This window comes from Arthrobacter sp. MYb213 (assembly GCF_002979915.1).
In the GTDB taxonomy this organism is placed as follows: domain Bacteria; phylum Actinomycetota; class Actinomycetes; order Actinomycetales; family Micrococcaceae; genus Glutamicibacter.
Window position 1 is genome coordinate 165055 of record NZ_PCQA01000002.1, and the last position, 21562, is coordinate 186616.

At 61.7% G+C, this 21562-nt stretch carries 20 protein-coding genes; 5 read left to right on the forward strand and 15 right to left on the reverse strand.

Annotated features, from left to right (window positions below; translation table 11 throughout):
- The first annotated feature begins 17 nt into the window (after nucleotides 1-17).
- Nucleotides 18-743 carry a ZIP family metal transporter gene (locus tag CQ011_RS05125; RefSeq protein WP_353616160.1) on the forward strand — a complete coding sequence of 242 codons (726 nt, stop codon included), beginning with the start codon at nucleotides 18-20 and terminating at the stop codon, nucleotides 741-743.
- A 5-nt stretch (nucleotides 744-748) separates the two neighbouring features.
- On the opposite strand, the gene CQ011_RS05130 is transcribed toward CQ011_RS05125, so the two are convergent.
- From CQ011_RS05130 to CQ011_RS05150, 5 genes are all read right to left on the reverse strand, one after another.
- Nucleotides 749-1612, reverse strand: coding sequence for a PPK2 family polyphosphate kinase (locus CQ011_RS05130; RefSeq protein ID WP_105675341.1), 864 nt, complete (start codon nucleotides 1610-1612; stop codon nucleotides 749-751).
- A gap of 123 nt (nucleotides 1613-1735) precedes the next feature.
- Nucleotides 1736-1948, reverse strand: a complete 213-nt coding sequence (locus CQ011_RS05135) for an antitoxin VbhA family protein (protein WP_105675343.1) — start codon at nucleotides 1946-1948, stop codon at nucleotides 1736-1738.
- 164 nt (nucleotides 1949-2112) lie between these two features.
- Nucleotides 2113-3333 (reverse strand): pyridoxal phosphate-dependent aminotransferase, encoded by a 1221-nt coding sequence (locus CQ011_RS05140; RefSeq protein ID WP_105675345.1) that lies wholly within the window; start codon nucleotides 3331-3333, stop codon nucleotides 2113-2115.
- A gap of 69 nt (nucleotides 3334-3402) precedes the next feature.
- Nucleotides 3403-4233, reverse strand: a complete 831-nt coding sequence (locus CQ011_RS05145; RefSeq protein ID WP_105675347.1) for a glycine betaine ABC transporter substrate-binding protein — start codon at nucleotides 4231-4233, stop codon at nucleotides 3403-3405.
- 38 nt (nucleotides 4234-4271) lie between these two features.
- Nucleotides 4272-4745: an NUDIX hydrolase gene (locus tag CQ011_RS05150; RefSeq protein ID WP_105675349.1), complete on the reverse strand. Its 474-nt coding sequence runs from the start codon at nucleotides 4743-4745 to the stop codon at nucleotides 4272-4274.
- Between the two features lie 111 nt (nucleotides 4746-4856).
- Between CQ011_RS05150 and CQ011_RS05155 the strand changes: the two genes are divergently transcribed.
- A complete protein-coding gene (locus CQ011_RS05155) occupies nucleotides 4857-5357 on the forward strand; it encodes an Lrp/AsnC family transcriptional regulator (protein WP_105675351.1) in 501 nt (166 codons plus the stop codon).
- Nucleotides 5358-5440: 83 nt separating this feature from the next.
- Here CQ011_RS05155 and CQ011_RS05160 read toward each other — a convergent pair whose 3' ends face one another.
- Together CQ011_RS05160 and CQ011_RS05165 are read right to left on the reverse strand one after the other, a co-directional pair.
- Nucleotides 5441-6271, reverse strand: a complete 831-nt coding sequence (locus CQ011_RS05160; protein WP_105675353.1) for a hypothetical protein — start codon at nucleotides 6269-6271, stop codon at nucleotides 5441-5443.
- Nucleotides 6272-6456: 185 nt separating this feature from the next.
- Entirely contained in the window at nucleotides 6457-7071 is a 615-nt protein-coding gene (locus tag CQ011_RS05165; protein WP_105675355.1) for a GNAT family N-acetyltransferase, read from the reverse strand.
- A 106-nt stretch (nucleotides 7072-7177) separates the two neighbouring features.
- Between CQ011_RS05165 and CQ011_RS05170 the strand changes: the two genes are divergently transcribed.
- Both CQ011_RS05170 and CQ011_RS05175 read left to right on the forward strand, forming a co-directional pair.
- Entirely contained in the window at nucleotides 7178-7798 is a 621-nt protein-coding gene (locus CQ011_RS05170) for a 5-formyltetrahydrofolate cyclo-ligase (protein ID WP_105675357.1), read from the forward strand.
- A gap of 67 nt (nucleotides 7799-7865) precedes the next feature.
- Complete coding sequence (locus CQ011_RS05175; protein ID WP_105675359.1) at nucleotides 7866-8561, forward strand: RcpC/CpaB family pilus assembly protein; 696 nt, start codon at nucleotides 7866-7868, stop codon at nucleotides 8559-8561.
- Here CQ011_RS05175 and CQ011_RS05180 read toward each other — a convergent pair.
- From CQ011_RS05180 to CQ011_RS05210, 7 genes are all read right to left on the reverse strand, one after another.
- The gene (locus CQ011_RS05180; protein WP_105675361.1) at nucleotides 8558-8872 is read right to left on the reverse strand and encodes a hypothetical protein; all 315 of its coding nucleotides are present in this window, start codon (nucleotides 8870-8872) and stop codon (nucleotides 8558-8560) included. The two genes, CQ011_RS05175 and CQ011_RS05180, sit on opposite strands and share 4 nt — an antisense overlap.
- Nucleotides 8869-13029 (reverse strand): DNA helicase, encoded by a 4161-nt coding sequence (locus CQ011_RS05185; protein ID WP_286161100.1) that lies wholly within the window; start codon nucleotides 13027-13029, stop codon nucleotides 8869-8871. Before CQ011_RS05185 ends, CQ011_RS05180 begins: the two co-directional genes overlap by 4 nt.
- A gap of 222 nt (nucleotides 13030-13251) precedes the next feature.
- Nucleotides 13252-14838: a glutamine-hydrolyzing GMP synthase gene (gene guaA / locus CQ011_RS05190; protein ID WP_181147998.1), complete on the reverse strand. Its 1587-nt coding sequence runs from the start codon at nucleotides 14836-14838 to the stop codon at nucleotides 13252-13254.
- Nucleotides 14839-14996: 158 nt separating this feature from the next.
- Nucleotides 14997-15461, reverse strand: a complete 465-nt coding sequence (locus CQ011_RS05195) for a DUF3817 domain-containing protein (protein ID WP_105675366.1) — start codon at nucleotides 15459-15461, stop codon at nucleotides 14997-14999.
- A gap of 37 nt (nucleotides 15462-15498) precedes the next feature.
- Nucleotides 15499-16290 (reverse strand): SURF1 family protein, encoded by a 792-nt coding sequence (locus CQ011_RS05200; RefSeq protein ID WP_105675368.1) that lies wholly within the window; start codon nucleotides 16288-16290, stop codon nucleotides 15499-15501.
- A gap of 215 nt (nucleotides 16291-16505) precedes the next feature.
- The gene (locus CQ011_RS05205; protein ID WP_105675370.1) at nucleotides 16506-17657 is read right to left on the reverse strand and encodes a GuaB3 family IMP dehydrogenase-related protein; all 1152 of its coding nucleotides are present in this window, start codon (nucleotides 17655-17657) and stop codon (nucleotides 16506-16508) included.
- A gap of 145 nt (nucleotides 17658-17802) precedes the next feature.
- Complete coding sequence (locus tag CQ011_RS05210) at nucleotides 17803-19143, reverse strand: DUF4872 domain-containing protein (RefSeq protein ID WP_105676122.1); 1341 nt, start codon at nucleotides 19141-19143, stop codon at nucleotides 17803-17805.
- A gap of 223 nt (nucleotides 19144-19366) precedes the next feature.
- On the opposite strand from CQ011_RS05210, the gene CQ011_RS05215 reads away from it, so the two are divergent.
- Nucleotides 19367-19795 carry a VanZ family protein gene (locus CQ011_RS05215; protein WP_181147999.1) on the forward strand — a complete coding sequence of 143 codons (429 nt, stop codon included), beginning with the start codon at nucleotides 19367-19369 and terminating at the stop codon, nucleotides 19793-19795.
- Here CQ011_RS05215 and CQ011_RS05220 read toward each other — a convergent pair.
- Nucleotides 19783-21519 carry an HNH endonuclease signature motif containing protein gene (locus CQ011_RS05220; RefSeq protein WP_105675374.1) on the reverse strand — a complete coding sequence of 579 codons (1737 nt, stop codon included), beginning with the start codon at nucleotides 21517-21519 and terminating at the stop codon, nucleotides 19783-19785. The genes CQ011_RS05215 and CQ011_RS05220 overlap by 13 nt on opposite strands.
- Nucleotides 21520-21562: the final 43 nt, after the last annotated feature.

Genomic DNA, 21562 nt, shown 5'->3' on the forward strand with positions numbered 1-21562 from the left:
TGGCTACGCTGAGCCCTATGGATATGGCTTGGTGGGCGTTGATATGGGGTTTGGTCTCCGGGGCTTCGCTGTTGTTTGGCGCTGCCGCCGGGTGGTGGCTGAAGCTACCCAAGGTTTTGGTCAATGGCGTAATGGCCTTCGGCGCCGGCGTACTGATCAGTGCGTTGGCCTTCGAACTTGTTGCCGAAGCCTACGATGGCGGCGGACTGCTAGTCACCGCCCTGGGTTTGGTCAGCGGCGCGCTGATCTACTTTTTCGCCAACCGGATCGTCGCCAAACGTTCACGGCGGCGCGGCTCTGGTAGCGAAACAAACTCGGGTAATGCGCTGGCCATTGGCGCGCTCATCGATGGAATCCCCGAATCCGTGGCGCTCGGCGTGGGGCTGGTGGCCGGGGGCGCGGTCAACCCGGCGATGCTCGTGGCGATTTTCATCTCCAACATTCCCGAGGCACTGGCCAGCACCGCGGCACAAAAAGAGGCGGGCAAAAAAGCTGGAGGCATCTTTGCGCTCTGGGGTGCGGTCACTCTGGCTGCCGGAATTTCGGCCTGGGCCGGGTACGCGCTGCTCTCGCTCACCGATCCTGCAATTACCGCATTCGCGATAGCGTTGGCCGCCGGCGGCATCCTCACCATGGTCTCGGACACGATGATTCCCGAGGCTTGGAAGGTGGAGCACGACTACACCGGGCTCATCGCTACCGCCGGGTTCCTCACCGCCTTCGCGGTGCACACCGTTGCCTAACCGCGCTACTTGGTAGCGTCCAAGCGTTTGCGTTCGGCGGCCAGATCAAAGTCTGCCTTCGGCCATTGTGGGTCGATACCGCGCAGCGTCTCCAGCAGTAGTTCGGCCACGCACAACCGGGCCCGCCACTTTTGATCCGCTGGAATCACGAACCACGGGGCACTGTTAGTTGCGGTGCGTCCGATCGCGGCTTCGTAGGCGCGCTGGTACTCGTCGAATAGCAATCGGTCATCCACGTCCCCCGGCGCGTACTTCCAATGCTTGTCCGCCCGGTCTAAGCGCTCACTGAGTCGCTGAAACTGTTCCTCACTGCTGATGTGCAGCATCACCTTGTGCAGGTGAATTGTGCGTGCTTGTAGGCGTTGTTCAAATTCGACGATCTTCGGGTAACGCTGCTCGATTTCCTGCTCGCTGCTGAGCTTTTGCACCTTGTGGATCAGCACGTCTTCATAGTGCGAGCGGTCAAAAACTCCGATGATCCCCGGAGTCGGTAACTGATTTTCGACCCGCCAGAGGAAGTCGTGGGCTAGCTCGTCTTTGGTCGGCGCCTTAAACGCATGATGTTCCACGCCTTGCGGATCAAACAAACCCATCACGTGGCGCACGATCCCGCCCTTGCCTGAGGTGTCCATGCCTTGGAGAACCAGCAGCAGCGAATCGGATAGTTCTTCGTGTAGCGCGGCGGCGAACAAACGTTCTTGCAGATCGGCGAGTTCCTCGGCGATCGCTTCCATCCGTTGCTCGGCAGCCTTTTTATTTTTGGGGGCATCTTCCGGCCACCAGTCGGGGTTCTTGGTGGCACGAGTGGATAAATCCACCTCACCCACCACACGCAGGGCTTGGACGAGGTTCTGCGGGTATTCGCTCATTAGGTTCCCAACTCATGGCACGGATGTTGCTTGTTAGCCTACTGGTCGGCGCGGCTATTTGAGAAGCATCTTGGCCGTAAACCAAGACTGGGCATCGGATGATTCACTGCGGAAGAATTAGCTCTAGGTAGCTATGGTCATCGCACGGCGTAGGTACTCCTCGCGGTCATAGGTGCCACGGACGAAATTCGTTAGATTTTCGACGTCTTCGCGATTCGGTTCCCAACCTTCATGCCAGGAACCTGCGAACGCCTGGACGATGGAATTGCGAGTTTCACTATCCAGGCCCGCGAACAACTCGGGCCACCACAGCTCAAGATCCAGAATTTTAGACATGCTTGCGCTCCCCTCAGCTACGGTTCTATTTTACCGTCTTTACGCAGGTAATTGGCGGTTTTACCTTTGGAAAACGAGTAGGCGCAGGTGTCTTTTCTGGGAGACGAAACGCAAAAACCCGTGTGCCAATTGCTTGTGGCACACGGGTTTTTGAACAACTTCGCTTAGGCGCGGGCACGCCATTCTTCGAGGAACATCGAGATGCGACCCACCGCGTCGGTCAGATCGCGCACGTTAGGCAAGGTGACCAGGCGGAAGTGATCGGGCTTCGGCCAGTTAAAAGCGGTGCCCTGAGTGATCAGGATCTTCTGCGCCTTGAGTAGTTCCAGCGCGAACTTCTCATCGTCGTGCATCGGGTAAACCTCGGGGTCCAGCTTCGGGAACATGTAGAGGGCGCCCTGGGCCTTCTGCACACTCACCCCGGGGATCGCCTGCAGCAGGTCGTAGGCGGCGTCGCGCTGTTCCTTCAACCGTCCGCCGGGCAGGATCAGATCGTTGATCGACTGGTAGCCGCCCAACGCGGTCTGGATCGCGTGCTGCGCCGGAACGTTTGCGCATAGGCGCATGTTGGTCAGCAGGTTGATGCCTTCGATGTAGTTGGTCGCCTGATGCCGGGGACCGGAGATCGCCATCCAACCGGCGCGGAAACCACAGACCCGGTAAGCCTTGGACAGGCCGGAGAAGGTGAGGACCAAAACATCGTCGGCCAAGGCGGCGGTGTTGATGTGAACGGCATCGTCGTAGAGGATCTTCTCGTAGATCTCGTCGGAGAACACGATCAGGTTGTGCTTGCGCGCCAGCTCCAGGATCCCCTCCAAGGTGTCCTTCGGGTACACCGCGCCGGTGGGGTTGTTGGGGTTGATGATCACGATGCCCTTGGTGCGATCGGTGATCTTCGCTTCCATATCCTCCAGATCCGGCAGCCAGCCCTCCTCTTCAACGTTGAGGTAGTGCACCGGGGTGCCGCCGGCTAGCGAGACCGAGGCGGTCCACAGCGGGTAGTCGGGGGCCGGGATGAGCACTTCGTCGCCGTTGTTCAGCAGCGCGTTCAGGCTCAGCGTGATCAGCTCGGAGACGCCGTTGCCCAGGTACACGTCATCGACGCCAATGGTCTGGATGCCGCGGGTCTGGTAATACTGCGAGACGGCGGTGCGCGCCGAAAGGATGCCGCGCGAGTCCGAGTAGCCCTGCGCGTTGGGCAGGTTGCGGATCATGTCCACCAACACCGCGTCCGGCGCCTCAAAACCGAAGGTGGCGGGATTGCCAATATTCAGTTTTAGGATGCGGTGCCCCTCGGATTCCATGCGCTGCGCATGTTCAAGCAGGGGCCCGCGAATGTCGTAGAGGACGTTGTGAAGCTTCGTGGATTGCTTGAATTCTGCCATGGGTTCACTTTCTCATGTTTGGCACGCGCTGCGCGCCTTCGGGTCGGCTGATGACCTGCCGGTGTTGCGCTACTGCGTGAGGATCTTAAACCTGCCAGCCGCGGTCGCCGGGTCTAACGCATCGGTGCCGGTGACCATTCGGTTGATTCCGATCAGCGAGGTTTGATCAATTTTCTTGGTGACCTGGTTGATCAGGTTTTGTGCGTCTTGATCTAGATTTTCCTCGGCCAGTGGCACCACGGCCTTGGCCTCAAAAATCTTTTCGCTGCCCTCGATGATTTCGAAACCTTCATCGCCGATAATCGCATCGGCCGAGTCCAGTATCACTACCCGGTTTAGCGCCGCACGCAGCTGGTTGGCTAATTGTGCGGCGGGAACCGTTTTATACCGTGGCTTGGTGCAGCCCTCCGCGGCCAGCGCGTTGCTCAGCGTTTCGGTTTGTGGGGCTACCCCGATAATTTCAAGTTTCTGGCAGTTCGCGGCCAGGCTCGGCACTGAATCCACGCCGTGGTTGGTGGCCTCCGCGGCGCTCATCACCAGCACCGGGGTGCTTTGGGCCTCGCTTTGCGCCAGCGCGTGCACCGCCGGGTCGGCGGATTTGAAACCCTCCACGGTGGTGTTATCCGCGGTGGAGATGGCCAGATCTGCGTGTCCTTCGAGCACCTGCTGGTACGGGTTGGCGCTAGGTTCAGAGGTGGTTACCTGATATCCGCCCGAGCGTAGCGCGTCGGCGTAAATGGTGCCCAGCGTCAGCTCGGTGGCCGAGGTGCCGGTAGCTACCGAAATGCTGATGTTTTTGGACTGCGTCACCGGGTCAGGATCGGCCCCGGTGCAGGCGGTCAAAGACAGCGTCACGGCTAGGGTCAGCGCGCCGAAGGTGGCGGATTTAGGTAAGTTCATCTCCCCTAGATTCTAGGCCAGCGAGGTTCAATTGCCGCTCAGCGCACGCCGGGGCCGGTTAAAGACAAGATCAGATCCACCCGGTCGATGCGGTTCAGCCCCTTAATTTCTTCCCGGGTAAACCAGGCGGCCTGACTGGTGGAGCCGGCCACTTCGTGACGCAGTTGACCGCCTAAGAGCTTAGCCCGGTAGGTGACGGCCACGGTCTGCATCGGGCAATCATCGCCGGAATATCGCCGGGAGGCCGGGATGATTCCGGTGGTGACGTCCAGTAGCGCGAGGTTTCCCACGCTGTAGCCGGTCTCCTCATAAACCTCGCGGATAGCCCCGTCGATGGTTTGCTCCCCTAGGTCGATGCCGCCTCCGGGAAGTGACCAGCGCGGGGTGAATTTGGGGTCGCGGTGGCGCATATCCCACAGGGTGAGCAGTACTTTGTCCTCGTGTTCGACCAGGACGTAGGCCGCCAATCGGGTGTCGAAGGGTTCACCGGTGGATTCAGAACGTCGAGTCATACCCTAAATATATCGACGATTGCGCTTCTTCGTGGCAGCCGAGCGCCACGGGCAGCAGGAAAAACGCCCAAACATTTCAACGAACGGGGCCGGGTATGGTGAAATATTCTTATGTCATCGCACCCAGAGTCACCTTTCGGCAACGATCTCGACGAGATTGATCGAATCATCATCGACGAGCTGGTCAGCAATGCCCGCATCTCCAATGCGACGCTGGCCCAACGTGCCTCGATCGCCCCGTCTACCGCGTTGTTGCGCACCCGTTCGCTGGTGGAGCGCGGAATTCTCACCGGTTACCACGCCGAGGTCTCGCTGCCCGCGGTGGGACGCACCGTGCAGGCGCTGATTTCGGTGAAGCTGCGCGCCCACGATCGGGAAAAGATCGACACCTTCCGTGAGCGTATTCCGGCCCTGCCCGAGGTGCTCTCGATGTTCCACGTTTCCGGTGCCACCGACTACATGCTGCATATTGCGGTGGGCTCTACCGAGGCGTTGCGCGACTGGGTGCTCGATAATCTAGCTACCGACGAATCCGTGGGGCATACCGAAACCACCTTGGTCTTTGACCACCAACTCGGTAACCGTGGCCCGCTTCCGGTGAGCGACGAGTAAATTTCTTAGGTTTTGCCCAGTAATTACAAAGACCCGCATCCTTGTTCAGGATGCGGGTCTTTGTGGTGCTGCGGGGTAATTTTTTAGGCGCGGCGGCGCTGCATGACGGCGTCGAGGTTCAGCTTCGCCTTGCTGGAGGCTGCCGGGGCGCCCGGTGCTGCCTCGGCTGCTGGGGCGGCCGGAGCGGTGGTGGCTGCCGGGGTTGCCTGCTCGGTGGGCTGCGGATCGGCCTTCGCGCTCACGGAGCTGATCGCGGCGCGTTCCTCGGCGGAAACTTGCGCGGCCAAACGCTTGGCGTCCTGATCGGCCTTCAGGCTGATGTGCTTGGTGGGGCGAAGCGGCTCGGACACCGGAATTGGTTCCGGACGGACCCGAGCCGAAATTTCGCGCTGGGCGGCTTCGCGCACCGCCACGTAGGTGGGCTTAGGAATATTTGTGGGCTCCCAGGTGGCAGGCTGCTTGACACCGCCATCCCCGCGGGCCACACGCACTGCCTCGGAGCGTAGCTCTTCGGCGGTGATGGCCGGGGCACGGCGCGCCGAACCCGGGCGGGCATCGAACACCTGATCGTCGTTGTGCTTGCGGACGATCACCTGGTTGGCTTGATCGGCGAAGGCCGGGGTGTCTAGGGCGCGTTCGCGGGTAGCTTCGAGGTGTTCGAGCAGCTTACGGTTGCGATCGAGCACCGCCAGCGCCCGCAAGGAAGCCACGGAGCCTAGGGCCACGAGGAAAAAGATGCCGACGGTGGTGAAAGTCAGCGCGGTAAATGGCGCCAACACCAGGCCGATCAGCGTGGCAAGAACGGCCAGCAGGCCGAGCACCGCGATGGCTAAGCGCCCATAGCGCACACGAATCTTGAGGCCTGTCGCGGCAGGCTGTTGCTGCTGCGATACGCTCTGTGACGTGTTAGCCATAGGGGTCCTCCCACACCGAGTGAACGGTCAAATTCAGTGAAGCCCAACGGTGGGCTTCATCAGTCAACACTATGCAACGCGCGGGGCATCAACGGGCAGATTTCGCGGTGTGTCTACAAGAATTCGCAAGTCGTGGTGGGTTCTTGCGCGCTTGGGGGCCGTGTGCGAGTCAATCGGCGCAATTATTAGTAGATACGTTCTAGCATGCTGGATTTCAGTTCCTCGCGGTTTAGCGCAAATGTTCGATGATCGCGCCAGGCGCCGTCGATGTGCAAAAATCCCTTGCGCACCCCTTCATCGCGGAACCCAAGCTTTTGCACCACACGCAGGCTGGCCGCGTTCTCCGGGCGAATGTTGATCTCTAACCGGTGCAGCGCCAAAGTTTGGAAGCAGTGATCGATCACCAGCGCGCAGGCCTCGGGCATCAGGCCGAACCCGGCATGGGAGCTATCGATCCAATAGCCAATGGAGGCGGTGCGCGCGGCCCCATACTGAATGCCGCTGACCGAGATTTGCCCGATGATCGGCGGATTTTTTGAATGCAGTTGTGGCAGGGTCATCACCCAGGAGTAGCCGCTACCGGAGTGGGCGGCGGCGCGTTTGGCCACCAGCATCTGCCTAAAAGTCATCGGTTCTGGGGCGCCGAGCGGGTTGGTCGGATCCCAGGGTTTGAGCCACATGGCGTTGGCGTTTCTCAGCTCAATCCAGGCGAGCTGATCGCGCAGGGTCATCTCCCGAAGCAGCAGTCGGTCCGAGGACAGCGGTGGCACGGCATCGCGCCCGCGCAGAAAACTCAGCATGCACTTATCGTATCGCTAGCTGCGCGGGTGACGCGTTCACCTGTGGTTTTATGACGGTTTCGGGTGTGCGGGGTGTGCTTGGGTGCTCGGCAGTAGAGTGGTGCCCATGAACGCAGCAAACACCGCGGGCTTCGGCGCGGAGAAAAAATCCCGACGTGCAAAGGCGCGGGCCGCGCGCCGCGCCCTGTCCCCGGCCACGCGGGCGAAGTTGGCGCAACAGTTGGCAGCGCAGGCGATGGCGTACCTGACCGAATCTACCGACACCGCGGTGCGGGTCGGCGCGTATCTTTCCACGGACGAAGAGCCAGATACCTCGGTGTTACTAAACGCGCTGGTCGACGCCGGCATCGAGGTGTTCCTGCCGGTGTGTCAGCCGGAATACCAGTTGGGCTGGGTGCGCTGGAACCCGGGAGTGGAACTACGGCGCAGCGCCGTGGCCCCGGTGGATGAACCGGTGGGCCCGCGTCACGATGCGCGGCTCTTCGAGCAGGTGCACACGCTATTTATCCCCGCATTGTTAGTTGATCAGCGCGGGCTGAGGTTGGGCCAGGGTGGCGGGTACTACGACCGCTTCCTGCCGCTGATCGAGCAGCAGGCTACCCGGGTGGCGGCGCTGGTGTATTCTTCCGAATTTGTGCCTGCCGGCGATTTTCCGGTGGAAGCCCATGATCGACCGGTGGATATGGTGATCACCGAGCAGCAGTTCCACACCATCGAGCAGCTGTAGCCGACTTTGCCCACAGTTCGTGGGCGGTGCACGACTGAACCCACCGTGGGCGGGTTTGCTTGGGGGTATGAGTAATTTATCTCGACGCCGCACCCCGGTGATTCCGCGGCCTAAGATCCGGGCAGCACGCACGCGCCATGAAGTTTTGCGGCGTTACCGTAAACCATTGGCCGTGGTGTTGCTGTTACTGGCGGTGGCCGCGGGCATCAACGTGCTCGCCGAGGGACAGCTGGCGCGGCGCGAGGTGGTGGTGGCCAGTAGCGATCTAGCCTCCGGGCAGATCGTTCGCGCAGATCAGGTGCAACTGCTGAGCATTGCGCTAGATCCGGCGGATGCTCAGGTGTTGACCGAGGCCCAGGCGGTGATCGGCCAACGCTTGGCGGTGGCGGTTCCCGCCGGGACGGTGCTGCGCGAGCACCTGCTGGTGGGACCAAATCTGCTGACCGGGACCATTGCCGGGACCGTGGCGGTACCCATTAGGCTCAGTGATCCTGCCACGGTGAGCCTCATGCATCCGGGGCAACTGGTGGACATCGTGCTGACCACCGGGGATGGGTTTGAAGCCAAGATTAGCTCTCAAACCATTGCTCGGGCGGTGCCGGTATTATGGGTTCCGGCCTCTGGCGACGGGCAGCTGGGCATGTTTAATGCCGCGACCCCGGCCGGGGAAGGAATTATCGTGGTGGCCGCGGCCAACCGAGATTCCGATGAGTTATCCGGCGCGGTGTCCCGCGGCAAGGTCTCGGCGGTGCTGGTGAACTAACCCCAGTGCGGGGGTTTGTCGCGCTTCATGCTTTCGGCCAAATCTTCGACGTTATCTCCCCACTGGCGTGGGTCATCGTCCTTGGCGCGCAGTTCCGCTAACGGATTGCTGGTTTTTGCGCCGGTTTTGGTCGACGGCGCCAGCTGGGAAGCTAAGGCACGGTCCACCGACGCCACCACGGGTACCGGGGTGTAGCTCCCGGTGAGTTCAACTTTGACGCTCAGCTGTTGCGGCGGGGCAATGACCCGGGGTCGTTTGACCCGGCCGGCGGGTTTTTTGCCCGCCGGTTCCTGCCCCGCACGCTCGCTCATTTACCCTGTGGTTTCTGCGTCTGCTGATCGGCTGCCGGCGCATTGTTAGCCGCATCGGCGCTGGCTGGGATCGGCGCCGGAGTCGCAGGCTGCTGCGCGGAGCCTGGTTCCTGCACCGGTTTGGCCTCTGACTTTGCTTCGGCTTGGTCGGCCTTGCCGGCTTTGTCGGTCGGCTTAGCCGCTGGTTTGGCCGAGTCGGGCTGCGCGGACACACTGCTCGCGGAGACCGGAGGCGCCATCGGAACCCGGGTACGCGGACCGGTGCGCGGATGTGCGGAGGCGGCCGGAGCCAACTCCAAACTGCGCGCCAACCGGTCGGTGACCGAGGCCGGATCGGTGAACACGTCGATGGTCCACAGTGGCACGTAGCGCCAGCCGTGGTTCTCGAAGAACTCCGGACGTAACCGGCTGCGTTCACGCACGGTCAACCCGGCATAGTGCTCGGTTCCGTCGTACACCACTGCCAGCGGACGAACCGGCGAATCGCCGTCCATATCCAGCGCGTGTGCCGAAAGATCGAGCACCCCGCGGTAATCCTCGGCCACGATTGCGCCGCGTTCCCGCAGGCGCCTGGCCAGATCGGAGACCAAAGCGTCAAAGCGTGGACTGCCCACGGTGCTGACCCCAGAATCCCCGGCTTCCACCCGGCCGAAGAGCTCGAAGAACTGCCAAGCCCCACGGTATACCCGGTCCAGGTCCACATCCCCCGGTAGCAAGGAAGACACCAGCGTCATGCGTTTGCGTGAACGGGTCATCGCCGAAACGAAGAGCTGCTCGCCGCCTTCGCGGGAGAGCGAACCAAATTCATGCAGGGTTTTGCCGTGCGGTGTGCGTCCATAACCCCAGGCGAAGATGACCGCGTCGCGGCGCACCCCGATGAGCCGGTCCATGGTGGTGACCACAAATGGTTCAACCTTGGAACGCAGGAAATCCATCGCGTACTTATGGTTGGGCAGCTGCACCCGGATGGCCTCGGCAATGGCCGCGGCGTGGGCACGGTTCGAAGCGATCACGGCCAGCGACTCGGTGCCACGGGATGCGAAGTGTGCAAAGACCAGGTCCACAACCTTCGCCACCTCGGCCGCGGTGGTTTGCACCCCGTCCTCGCTGTTGGACAGCGTTCCGGTGGCATCGGGCACGTACACCCCGGTCAGCAGCGGGCTGCTGCCGGTGATGGTGACCGCAACCGGCAACCGGGAGATCGCCGAATCGTAGTAGGTGCGTGAGAGCTGTTCGACCAGACCCTCATCGATCCCGCGGTACACGGTCGATAGGGTGCCGGTGACCAGAACCTCGTTCAGCGCGCTGAGCGCGGAGCGTCCCGGGTTGCGTTCCTTTAGCCGTGCGGTGGGATCAACGGACACCTCGAAAGGCTTCGGCCCGCCGAGCATTTGATCGCCGATGGCGATGACCTGCTTGGAGCGGCGGATCGCGTCCAGTACCTCGCGCAGGGTCAGGTAGTTAGCCTCTAGCAAGATCACCGCGTCAAACTCGGTGTCTGCCGGTAATGCGCTACCCAACAGCAGCGGGGCGGAAACGAAGACCGGGGTCAGCGAGCTGACCAGGGCCGGACCAAATTCGAGCAACCCGGCCACCGTGGGGGTGCCATCCTTGAGGATCGCGCGCAGCTGACGTGACGCGGCGCGGTGATCGGCCAAGGCGGCCTTCCAATTGCGGGCCAGCTCCCAACGGATCCGTGAGGGACCCGAGGAGATGTGCGCGCCGTCGGCTAACCGGTAGTCGGCCTCGATCTTTTCCAGCTTTGTGCCGTCGTTCATCGCCAGGAAATCGTCGCCGGAAATCATCGCTTCCAGGGCGGACTGCCACCAGGCTAGTTCAAGTTCCGCGTCCACGGCGTCCGCGTCAATTTCACGGTCGGCAAAGTCGGCGAGCAGATCTGCCAGTCCGCCTTCGGCCAGTTGTTCCGCGATGAGCGTGCGCTCGGGTAGCTCGGCCAGGTCTTCCTTGCGGTCCACCAGCGCGGCAATAATGTCTAGCAGCTCCGCGATCGGCATTTCGCGCAGTCCCGTACCAACCTGTGGCGGGAGCATCTCGGAAAGCTTGTCGATGCGGGCGCCGGCGTCGTGATAGCCAGCCTCCACATCCAGCAGCCCGCCGGGAACGGCAGGGTTGCGCTGGCTGGTGGCGATGGCGCGCCAGGCGTCACGCTGGATGGAGACCGCTTGCAGGGCCGCCTGCAGATCGGCCACGTGCATGCCGGGACGCACGTATTCCTTCGCGATTTTGCGCAGGCGGGAGCGGACAATGGAGCCCATCTCTACCCCGTGTTCGCGGCGCCAGGCGCTAGAGGCGGTGGCGGCGATGAGATCGTCGATGTCCCCTTCAAAGATGTCCGCTTCAAACTTGTCTAGCGAACCGCGCACGGCGACCAGCAACTGCAGCTGGTCCCCCCACTTGTCGTAGCTGTCCTCGAGGCGGATCTGCGACTGGGCGGCGATCTTGAGCATGTGTTCGTGCAGGATCGGCAGGTCGCGGCCAAGGCCTCCGGCGAGGTTTAGTGCCTGCTCGGTGGCTTCCTGGTTGCGTAGTGGCGCACCAAACCATGGGCTGGTGGTGTGCGATTTGGAGAAGGCGCCAAGTTGCGCGGCGCGCTTGAGCTGCGCGGCAACATGGCCGCGCTGGCCCATCGAGTCGAGCACCGAACGCTTGAGCCGCACGGTGGTTGATGGTGCCGGGTCCAGCGAGGTCAGCCGCGCGAGCTCTTGCATGGCCTGGTACGGCGAGCAGCCCCAACGGCTACGCACCGAATGCAGGGATTTGACGTGTTCGTGCAGGGCACCGCGCGATTCGCGCAGTTTCTTGAGCAACCCGCCCAGCTGTGGCTCGGTGGCCCGCTCATTGCGCAGGATCGCACGGATCAGCAGGTTGCGCAGCGCGTCGGGATCCTCGTTGGGTTCCAGTAGCAGGCTGCCGGCGTCGAGCTGTTCATTAAAGCGGCGCACAAATTCTTCGGCTGCCGAACGTTGCTCGGCGACCACCAGCACGCGCTTGCCCTGCGCGGCCAATAGGCCGGCGGCGTTCAGTGCGGTCTGTGTGGCACCGGTTCCGGCGGCGGCGTTGATGCTTACCGATTCGCCGGCGGCGATGTAGTCCAGCATCCGGGCCTGGGATTCGTCCGCGTCCAGCAGGTAGAGCTCATCTGCCGGGTCGCGTTCGTCGCTGTTTTTGGCCAGTACGCTGGTGCCGGTGTGCACCTTGCGGGTGGAGTTGGCGGTGGGGGTGGTGACCGGCGGGGTGCGTCGGGGTTTGGAGGAGTCCTTGATCAGGCTGGCTACTCGGCGCAGGCGCGATCCGGTAGATTCCTCGGACTTCGCTTCAGGCTGCGTTGGCGTCGAAGACTCTGGCTGAGTTTCTGTTTTCGGCTCGGCTGGGGCCTCGGCGGGTGCCTCGGGCTGCGCTTTTTGTGTGGCGACCGGGGTGGGATCGCTGGCGCGTTCCTCGGCACGGATCAGTGCCTCGATCACCGGGTGGGCACCGGTGAGGATTGCCGGATCGGCCGGGTCAATCAAATCTGAGAAGGTGGAGACCAGCAGGCGGTGTCCAACCACTACCCCGGGGACCTCGGAGACCTGCTGGCGCAGGGCATCCATGCCGCGTACCGGGTCAAAGCGGGCAATCGAGTAGGCTGCGGCGTCTACCGCTTCCACGTCGACCTTGGTGTTGTGATCGGCCTCAAATTGGCGGACGAAGGCCGGGGAAATTTCGGCGCGGCCTACCAGCTGCACGTCGTAGTCGTCGTGGTCCAGGTGTTTGGACAGCGTGATTCGGCCAAGCATGATCGGTGCGGAGACCGGCTCACTCTTGCCCTCATGGACCGCGCGCCAATTGGCGACACCTGCGGCCAGGTAGCCCACGTCGATGCCGCGCTCGTCCCACAACTCGGTGGTCTTAGCGCTTAATGCCCGTGCGGTCCGCTTGGCGGTCGCAAACTGATCGGCATCGTGCAACAAGGTAGACAGGCGGGTACGACGACCCGCAAGAAACTGGGCCAACCCCGATGGATTTGCATGCGTGATGTCGATACTGTTCGACGTCGACGGCGCAAACCGCAAGGTGGTATCGGCGCCGGCGCTTTGGCCCAGGGATTTCACCCAGGCGGATACGCGCTCGGCAGCAGCATTTTGGCCACTAGTCACGACAGTTATTCCCTTCACTGAACCGACCATCACGGCGCGCGGAAAAGCTTACACGCCTCATTTCAAAGGTAGTGCACGCACCGGGCAGAATGCGCCCACGAAACACGTTTAAACCGGACAAGCGGAACCGTTCCGTTCTCGCGCACCGGGTGAAGGGTGGTTGAGCACGGGCGGTTCCGCTTGAGCCACACGATTTACACCGTGCCGGCTAGAACTGTGGGGTTACTCCCACTCGATGGTTCCAGGTGGCTTGGAGGTCACGTCGAGCACCACGCGGTTGACGCCGTCAACCTCGTTGGTGATGCGGTTGGAGATCTTGGAGAGCAGATCGTAAGGCAAGCGTGACCAGTCTGCGGTCATCGCGTCCTCACTGGAGACCGGACGCAGCACGATCGGGTGACCGTAGGTGCGGTGATCGCCCTGTACGCCTACCGAGCGGACGTCGGCCAGCAGTACTACCGGCATCTGCCACACTTCGTCGTCCAAACCTGCGGCGGTCAGCTCGGCGCGAGCAATCGCGTCGGCCTTGCGTAGCAGGGTCAGGCGTTCCTCGTTGACCGCACCGATGATGCGGATGCCCAGACCTGGGCCGGGGAATGGCTGGCGTCCCACGATTTCCTCGGGTAGGCCTAGTTCGCGGCCTACCGCGCGGACCTCGTCCTTGAACAGCGTGCGCAGTGGCTCCACTAGTTCAAAGTCCAGATCTTCTGGGAGTCCGCCAACGTTGTGGTGGCTCTTGATGTTGCTTGCGCCTTCGCCGCCGCCGGATTCGACAACGTCTGGGTACAAGGTGCCCTGCACCAGGAACTTCACTGGTTCCCCGGTGCCGGCTTCGGCCTTGAGGATTGCTACCTCGGCGGCCTCAAAGGCGCGAATGAACTCGCGGCCGATGATTTTACGCTTGGTTTCTGGATCGGTGACGCCGTCCAGTGCGGTCAAGAAGCGCTCGCGTTCGTCGGCGATGTAGAGCTTCGCGCCGGTGGCGGCGACGAAGTCCTTCTCCACCTGTTCCGCTTCGCCTTCGCGCAGCAGACCGTGGTTGACGAAAACGCAGGTGAGGTTGTCGCCGATAGCGCGCTGCACCAGGGCAGCGGCTACCGCAGAGTCCACGCCGCCGGACAGGCCACAGATGGCCTTGCCGTCGCCGACCTGGGTGCGGATGCGTTCAATCTGTTCCTCGGCAATGTTGCCGGCGGTCCAGTCTCCGGGCAGGCCGGCACCGTTGTAGAGGAAGTTCTCCAGGATGTCCTGACCGAACTCGCAGTGCTTAACTTCTGGGTGCCACTGCACGCCGTAGAGGCGCTTGGCCTCGTTGGCGAAGGCCGCAACCGGGGCGCCAGCGGTAGTCGCGAGCACCTCGAAGCCTTCGGGTGCTTTGGAGACCGAGTCGCCGTGGCTCATCCATACGTTCGGTGCCTTGTCGGCACCGGCGAGCAGGGATCGGGCTTCGCCGTTAAAGCTGGTCTGGGTGGAACCGTATTCACGCAGGCCGGTCTCCGCGACGGTACCGCCCAGGGCGTTTGCCATGGCTTGGAAGCCGTAGCAAATTCCGAGGACCGGGATACCGGCTTCGAAGAGGTCAGCGCCTACGGAAGGCGCACCGTCGGCGTAAACGCTGGAGGGACCACCGGAGAGGATGATCGCTGCAGGGTTTTTGGCCAAGATGGCTTCGGTGGACAGGGTGTGCGGGACGATCTCCGAGTACACGCGGGCCTCACGTACGCGGCGAGCAATCAGCTGCGCGTATTGGGCCCCGTAGTCGACGACCAGAACCGGCTTATGTTCTGGGGTGAGGTCAGCAGTAGTCACGATCTCTAGTCTACTGGTTCCGCGCGCCGTGAATGCGCAGTGTGCATGTCATCAGCGTCACCCGGGAGCCTGGGAGACGGCGTTTTGATCGGCCGGGATACGGAAAATCCCCGCCACAACGAGTGTGACGAGGATTTTATAACCCAATAAGTCGGGCTTTAGTAACGTTTGGCGGCTTTCGGGTGGGCGGCCAGCTCGGCGTCCACCTCGGCGTGCACCGTGCGCTCGGTGAAGAAGGAGAGGAACGGGATGACCCCGCCCAGGGCGATGGTGATGAAACGGCTAAATGGCCAGCGCATCAGCGACCAGAGGCGGAAGTCTGCGAAGAGGTAGACCACGTACATCCAGCCGTGCACGATCAAAATCATCAGCGAGATGTTCACTCCCCCACTGATGTCTGCGCGGTTCAGCATCCCGATGGTGTTGGCGGCGCCGGTGAGCAGTTCACCGCCGACGAAGAGCTCGAGCTTCCAGAAGTACTTCATGACCATTTCGGCCACGAGCAGCAACAGCATCACGCCGGTCGCGTAGGCGAACACCTTATAAAACTTTGCTGCCGAACGGATCTGCGCCGGGGTTCCACCAAATTTGCGGGGGCGGGGTGTGGGGGTGGTGCTGGACATCTGCTCGAAGTCCTTTCGAAGTTGTGAGTGTGGTGACTTAGTTCTCTGGAAGCTTGTCGCGGGCGGCTGCCTGGGCGGCGGCGTCCTCGGCGATCTCATCCATGCCGCGCTGGTAATCATCGCGCACCATCCGGTACCAGAGGAAGAATGCGAAGCCGGCGAAGACTACCCATTCGATCCCGTAGAACACATTCAGCCAGTTGACCTGCGCCTCTTGTGGCTGCGGGCCGACGTAGATCGACTCTAGGCCCGGCTGAGTGACCGGTTGGCCGTTGGCGGTGAGCTCATGTGCGGTCACAAACCCGGTGTAAAGCTTCAGGTCCCAGACGTTGGACAGCTGCGCGGAAGACAAGCTGGCAAGTGCCGGGTTGCGCAGGTCGTAATTTAGTTCTGGACCCTCGGGCGGAAGGAGGCGCCCGGTGATGTCGATCGTGCCCTTGGGTGCTGGGGACGGGGTGGTGGTTTCGGGCTGCCAGCCACGAACCACTGCCATCGCCGCGTCATCCTTGGCGCCTTCGACGGCGAAGGCGGTCACCACCCAGTTGCCCAGGTTGTCATCGTCGACTCGGTCCTTGATCAGCACGTCGGTGCCCGGGATGAAGTGCCCGGAAAACTCGACGATTTGGTCTGCCTTGCTGCCCAGCATTTCGATGCCCGGAGTGAAGTGCTCGGTCAGCGGGACCGGCACCTCGGTTTCATCGATCTTGACCACCGGCTCGGTGGTGGAGGAACCAAATTGCCAGCCCGAAAGGGCCACAAATCCGGTGGCGATGAGCAACGCACCGAGTAAGGCGGCGATCCATTTGGGTTTGAAAGCGGTTTTCAGCACACTCTAACGGTACTTCGATTGCTTGTAGAAGTTCCAATGCGCAGGGGGTGAGATTGACCTACTTCACGTGGGGCGGGGCCTGGGGAACTTTCCGCTGAGCTTGATCGTTGAGACATTTTCGTCGGCGCTGTGAAAATAACTTTGAAACTGGGCGTTAAAGTACTCAAGCCCGCCGCGACCCCTTCGAGGGTTGCGGCGGGCTTGCGCGGAAGTGCTTAGAAGCGGTCGGACTCGTATGGCGAGAGCACCACGTCCACGCGCTGGAATTCCTTCAGCGTGGAGTAACCGGTGGTAGCCATCGAACGGCGCAGGGCGCCGACCAGGTTGGAGGTGCCATTGGTCTCGTGTGATGGGCCGTAGAGCACGTGCTCCAGGGAACCGACGGTACCAATCTGCGCGCGGTCACCACGTGGGCTGACCTCATGCACGGCTTCCATACCCCAGTGGTATCCGGCGCCCGGTGCCTCTTCGGCGCGGGCCAGTGCGGTACCAAGCATCACTGCGTCGGCGCCCATGGCGATGGCCTTGACGATATCTCCGGAGTTGCCCAGGCCGCCATCGGCGATGACGTGCACGTAACGGCCACCGGTCTCCTCGATGTAGTCGCGGCGGGCCGCTGCCACGTCGGCAATGGCGGTAGCCATCGGTGCGTGAATGCCCAAGGTGCGGCGGGTGGTGGAGGACGCGCCGCCACCAAAGCCGACCAATACGCCGGCCGCGCCGGTACGCATCAGGTGCATTGCCGGGGTGTAACCGGCCGCGCCTCCCACGATGACGGGAACGTCGAGCTCATAAATGAACTGCTTGAGGTTTAGTGGTTCGGTGTTCTGCGAGACGTGCTCGGCCGAGACGGTGGTGCCGCGGATGACAAAGATGTCAACGCCTGCATCGATAACCGCCTGCGAGTATTCCTTGGTGCGCTGTGGGGTCAGGGAGCCTGCCACCACGACGCCGGACTCGCGAATTTCTGCCAAACGGGTGCCGATCAGCTCAGGCTGGATCGGAGCGGAATATAGTTCTTGCAGCTTCGCGGTGATCTTCGAATCGTTGCGGGTGCTCGCCTCGGAACGTAGCCCGGCAATTTCAGCCAGTACCGGTTCCGGGTTTTCGTAGCGGGTCCACAGTCCTTCAAGGTTCAGCACGCCTAAGCCGCCGAGCTTGCCCAGGGCGATTGCGGTGGCCGGGGAGGTCACCGAATCCATGGGTGCGCCCAAGATGGGGGTTTCAAACGCGAACGCGTCGATCTGCCAAGAGACCGATACGTCCTTGGGATCACGGGTTCGGCGATTCGGTACGATCGCTACGTCGTCCAGGGAATATGCCTTCGTGGCGCGCTTGCCACGGCCGATCTCAATCTCGTTACTCACCTAACAAGGTTACCAAGTTCCGTGGCGATTCCCGCTTCAGTCAACGCGCAACGCCCCGCACCACTACGGGTACGGGGCGTAATATGGCTGATTTACGGTGAGCAAGCTCACCACAAGTTACCCAATATGGCGTATCAAACCGCGTTTAGCGCTCGGTTTTGTTGGCCTTCAGGGTACTTAGCGTGGCGGCTAATGCGGTAGCGGCGCGTTCTTCAGCCTGCGCGATCTTTTCCATTTGATCGGCCATGCGGGCAAAGAGCTCGCTGCGCTTTTCTGGATCGATCTCAGGATCGACCATTTCGCTCAGGTCAATCCAGTCCGCGGCGAGCTGCGCATAATCTGCGGCGTGCTCGGCCAGTGGTTCAAGACCTGGGAACTGCTCGCACTCATCGAGGAAGTCTGCGTAGAGTCCGCGCAGGCCACCGAGTCCGCCAAAGCGGGTGTCGGTCATGAAGCCGTGCAGCTGCTCCAGTGCGGTACTCAGACGTTGCGGATCGGCGAAGATCTGCGTCCAACCCTTTTTGCTGTTGGTGTCGCGCAGGCTTTCAACCCAGGTGTGCATTCCGGCGATACCGACGCGGTTAGCGAAGTGCTCCGGGATGCCCTTGAGCTCCAAGGTGCCAAGCAGTCGGCCATTAGTCTCGGTGATGGCTTCCAGTACGTTTGCGCCGAGCGTCTCCAGGTTTGGCGAGCGGCGCGAAGGGATCCAGGCTTGCCAGTTCTTTTCCTTTTTGCGCTTGGCGCGGGCGACGGCCAGATCGTTCGGGCTGATCGGCATGAGTGCACCGGAGCCATCATCGATAAGCAGGCCATCTTCGTGTTCACCGACGATAGCTACGTCGATGATGTCTGCCTCATCTACCTCGCCGGGTTCGATCCATGGCAGTGCGCCTACCGCGACGCGGACGACGACCGCGCGGCCTGCGTCCAGCCCGGCATCGAGGTACTCGGTAGCGCTGTCCGATGAACCGGTGGTGCGTTCGGTGACCTTGGCGCCGCAGCGACGCAACAGGTTCTGCGTGTATGGCTCCGGGTGCGCGCGGGTGACGAGGGTGACCGAGGTGGTCTGCTCGTACTCGAAGGTGAAGGCCATGAAGCCGATGCCGCCGGCAAGCCCTGCCAGCAGGGCTTCGCTTAGCGGTTCACCGGTGGCTGGGTTGGTGACGCCGGCCTGGGTGAGCACTCGGTGCCAGAGGCCCGCGTCGTACTGCGCGACCTCGGTTGGAGCCGGGTACTCGGGCAACTCTTCTGCTGGGCTTGGCGCGGGTGCAGGCTTTGGCTTTGGCTTTGGCTTGGGTTTGCCGTGCTTTTCAGCGTATCGCGCGTCTTTAGCCTCTTGGGCGTAGTTGCGTGCGGCGGCTGCGCGGGCCGCGCGAGGGCCTTCGGGCTTATCGGTCAGGATGTTCTTGCGCGCGGTCGTGTAGCTCTCGCCTGTTCGAGCCATGCGTTCACGGGCGAGCTTCTTCAGATTCGCGGGTTGTGCCAAGATCATGTCCTTCGTTGCCGGTGACGCGCACCGTTGCGTGGCGTCGTGCCTACATTCTACGTGGGGTGGGCTCGGTGTTTCTTCCGCACCGGTACCTGCGACTGGCTAAACTATGAGGGTCCGGACACATGCCGCCGGTGGCAGCTCATCAATTCTTCAAAACTAGCACCCAAGGATCGCGCCAATTCCTTCTTCCCGACTCCCCCTTCGTGCCCTGTGGGTGTTGCCTGCGCTATATCTGCTCGGGCTGATCTGTGTTGCGCTCTGGCCGACCCCGGTGGATGCCTCGGCCCGGGGTACTTTGGATAGCGTTTTAGCCTGGTTGCATGCGGTGGGTGTGCCGAATTTTGTGGGCTATGACCTGGTGGAGTTCGGCGCGAATATCGTACTTTTCATCCCGTTGGGGTTGTTGTTGGGCTTTGGGCTGCGGCGTTTCTGGCTGGCGGTGGGGCTCGGCGTGCTCGCCACATCACTGATCGAAGCGAGCCAATGGTTATTTCTGCCGCAGCGTTTTGCGTCGGGCTTTGATATTCTCGCCAATTCATTGGGCGCGCTGCTTGGTGCGCTTTGTTGGTTGTTTTGGTCGCGTAGTCGCCGTCGGTTTGGGCCCGATGAACAGGGTGCAACCCCGATCGGGAGTCAGTCCCAGTAAGTATTGCGCCTAGGCTTTTGCGCAGGATCAATATGCTTCGGCAAAATCACGTGCGGCAACCCCTCAAGCATCACAATCTTGATCCGACCTGAATCAGCATCCATATGCCCACCACGACACAGGCCCGCCAAATTGATGAGCTTCGTTTCGCCGCCCATCCACCACGGATCAATATGGTGAAACTCAATCTTCTCCGGCGGCTCGGTACAACCAGGCACAATACACCCATGATCACGCGCAAGGACCGCACGCTTGAGTCTCTCCGGAACCAACCGTTGAGCGCGACCATAGTCGAGCAATTCACTCTTCGAGTTAAATATTGCCGGGATAATATCTGCTTCGCATAACAACCGTCTCAAATCCCCGGGCGGGAGTTTCACCCCGTGAGCAGTGCGCGCATCACCAGAAGCAAGGTCCTGCAAATCTTCGAGCTTCAAATGCACCAGCACCTCAGGTCTAATCCTTTGACTGCCACCTCCACCGGTCGGAACCATAGTGAGGATATCCATCAACGCGTTCAACGCTCGTTCGGGGACCGTCGCCGGGACCTCGGTGGTTTCTGGTTCCCAGATCGCTTCCTCCAATGCCCCTTCCGGTAAGAAATCCAGGATGCTAGGTTCTGCTGGGACCGTTTGTGCGGGTGTTTCGTCGTGCGTTTCTACGTTGGTGGTTGGTTCGTCAACGGCAGGTGCGGGCTCGGTGGATTCCGCACTGGTAGCTTGCTCAGCGGTGGAAGACTCTGTGCCGGTATCCGACTCGCTGACTGGGCCGGGCTGCGGCGGACGGTTGACCCGAGCCTGCGCCCCGGCAAGAGTGCGTCCGTTAGCTGCATGAGCGGCCAACGAATCAAAATACTCACCTTCCACCGTGGTGACCCGCAAGAGAAACTCGCGGGTGAACTCGTTCTTAATCGGCAACGGGAAGAACCCACGGCGCAGCGAGGAAGACGTCGCAGTACCTGCAGTAGTACTCGCCGTAGTAATTAGCTCTTTGACCTGTTTGTTCGTTTCGGCAACACTCTGCCCGCCGGTAAGCAGGGTGGCTGCGTGTTCTTCGACCGGGCGGCCATCTGTATGAAACAAGGTTGGCTCGGTACGGATCCCGTCAAAGGTCTGATCCTTAGGTTCACGCTTAGCCAGTTTCTGACTGATCTCCCGCACCACCGCCGGATGCAAAGCCGGGGATTGTTCCGTGTCTGGGGTGGTGAATAAGGTGCCTAGGTGTTCAAAGCGTGGTGGAAGCTGATTACCAGCCATATCCCGGCGGCCAATCAGATCGCTGGCGTCGCCGATGAGTTTGCTCGCTACACCAAAGGGAATGTGAGTCCAAGAAGCTAAAAGCGCGGCCGGGGTTTGGAAACTTGCTTTACCTGCGCAGCGGCGCGGCGCCCGGGTGGTGTCTGGGGCGGTGGTGCGTAATGTGTCGAGTTCTGTTTCGTCCAGGGTGTGGGCGTTGGTAGCTGCGAGTCGGTCAGCACCGGTGACACGGATGCGGGCTGCTTCATCCTCTAGCTGTTGGCCGGTGGTGGCAAGTTCCAAGGCGAGGCGGGGATCGGTGGTCTCTGCCAGGTGTAAGCGCAGGAAGGTGAACAGTGCGGTGCCGGTGGTGGCGAGTTTGCGCAAGATTTCGCCGGTGAGGTTTTGTGGCTCACTGGTGGCTGCGGCGAGCTCGGTGAGCGTCGTGTGCAGTTCGGTGAGGGTAGTGGCCCCGGCGGTGGTGTTCATGATGTGAGTATGCGCGCGGTGGTGGGCTTGGACGGTGGGGGCG

Bases quoted from the DNA above. Each gene is read 5' to 3' on its own strand.
- CQ011_RS05125 (WP_353616160.1), top strand. From the start codon at position 18: ATGGATATGGCTTGGTGGGCGTTGATATGGGGTTTGGTCTCCGGGGCT.
- CQ011_RS05130 (WP_105675341.1), bottom strand. From the start codon at position 1,612: ATGAGCGAATACCCGCAGAACCTCGTCCAAGCCCTGCGTGTGGTGGGT.
- CQ011_RS05135 (WP_105675343.1), bottom strand. From the start codon at position 1,948: ATGTCTAAAATTCTGGATCTTGAGCTGTGGTGGCCCGAGTTGTTCGCG.
- CQ011_RS05140 (WP_105675345.1), bottom strand. From the start codon at position 3,333: ATGGCAGAATTCAAGCAATCCACGAAGCTTCACAACGTCCTCTACGAC.
- CQ011_RS05145 (WP_105675347.1), bottom strand. From the start codon at position 4,233: ATGAACTTACCTAAATCCGCCACCTTCGGCGCGCTGACCCTAGCCGTG.
- CQ011_RS05150 (WP_105675349.1), bottom strand. From the start codon at position 4,745: ATGACTCGACGTTCTGAATCCACCGGTGAACCCTTCGACACCCGATTG.
- CQ011_RS05155 (WP_105675351.1), top strand. From the start codon at position 4,857: ATGTCATCGCACCCAGAGTCACCTTTCGGCAACGATCTCGACGAGATT.
- CQ011_RS05160 (WP_105675353.1), bottom strand. From the start codon at position 6,271: ATGGCTAACACGTCACAGAGCGTATCGCAGCAGCAACAGCCTGCCGCG.
- CQ011_RS05165 (WP_105675355.1), bottom strand. From the start codon at position 7,071: ATGCTGAGTTTTCTGCGCGGGCGCGATGCCGTGCCACCGCTGTCCTCG.
- CQ011_RS05170 (WP_105675357.1), top strand. From the start codon at position 7,178: ATGAACGCAGCAAACACCGCGGGCTTCGGCGCGGAGAAAAAATCCCGA.
- CQ011_RS05175 (WP_105675359.1), top strand. From the start codon at position 7,866: ATGAGTAATTTATCTCGACGCCGCACCCCGGTGATTCCGCGGCCTAAG.
- CQ011_RS05180 (WP_105675361.1), bottom strand. From the start codon at position 8,872: ATGAGCGAGCGTGCGGGGCAGGAACCGGCGGGCAAAAAACCCGCCGGC.
- CQ011_RS05195 (WP_105675366.1), bottom strand. From the start codon at position 15,461: ATGTCCAGCACCACCCCCACACCCCGCCCCCGCAAATTTGGTGGAACC.
- CQ011_RS05220 (WP_105675374.1), bottom strand. From the start codon at position 21,519: ATGAACACCACCGCCGGGGCCACTACCCTCACCGAACTGCACACGACG.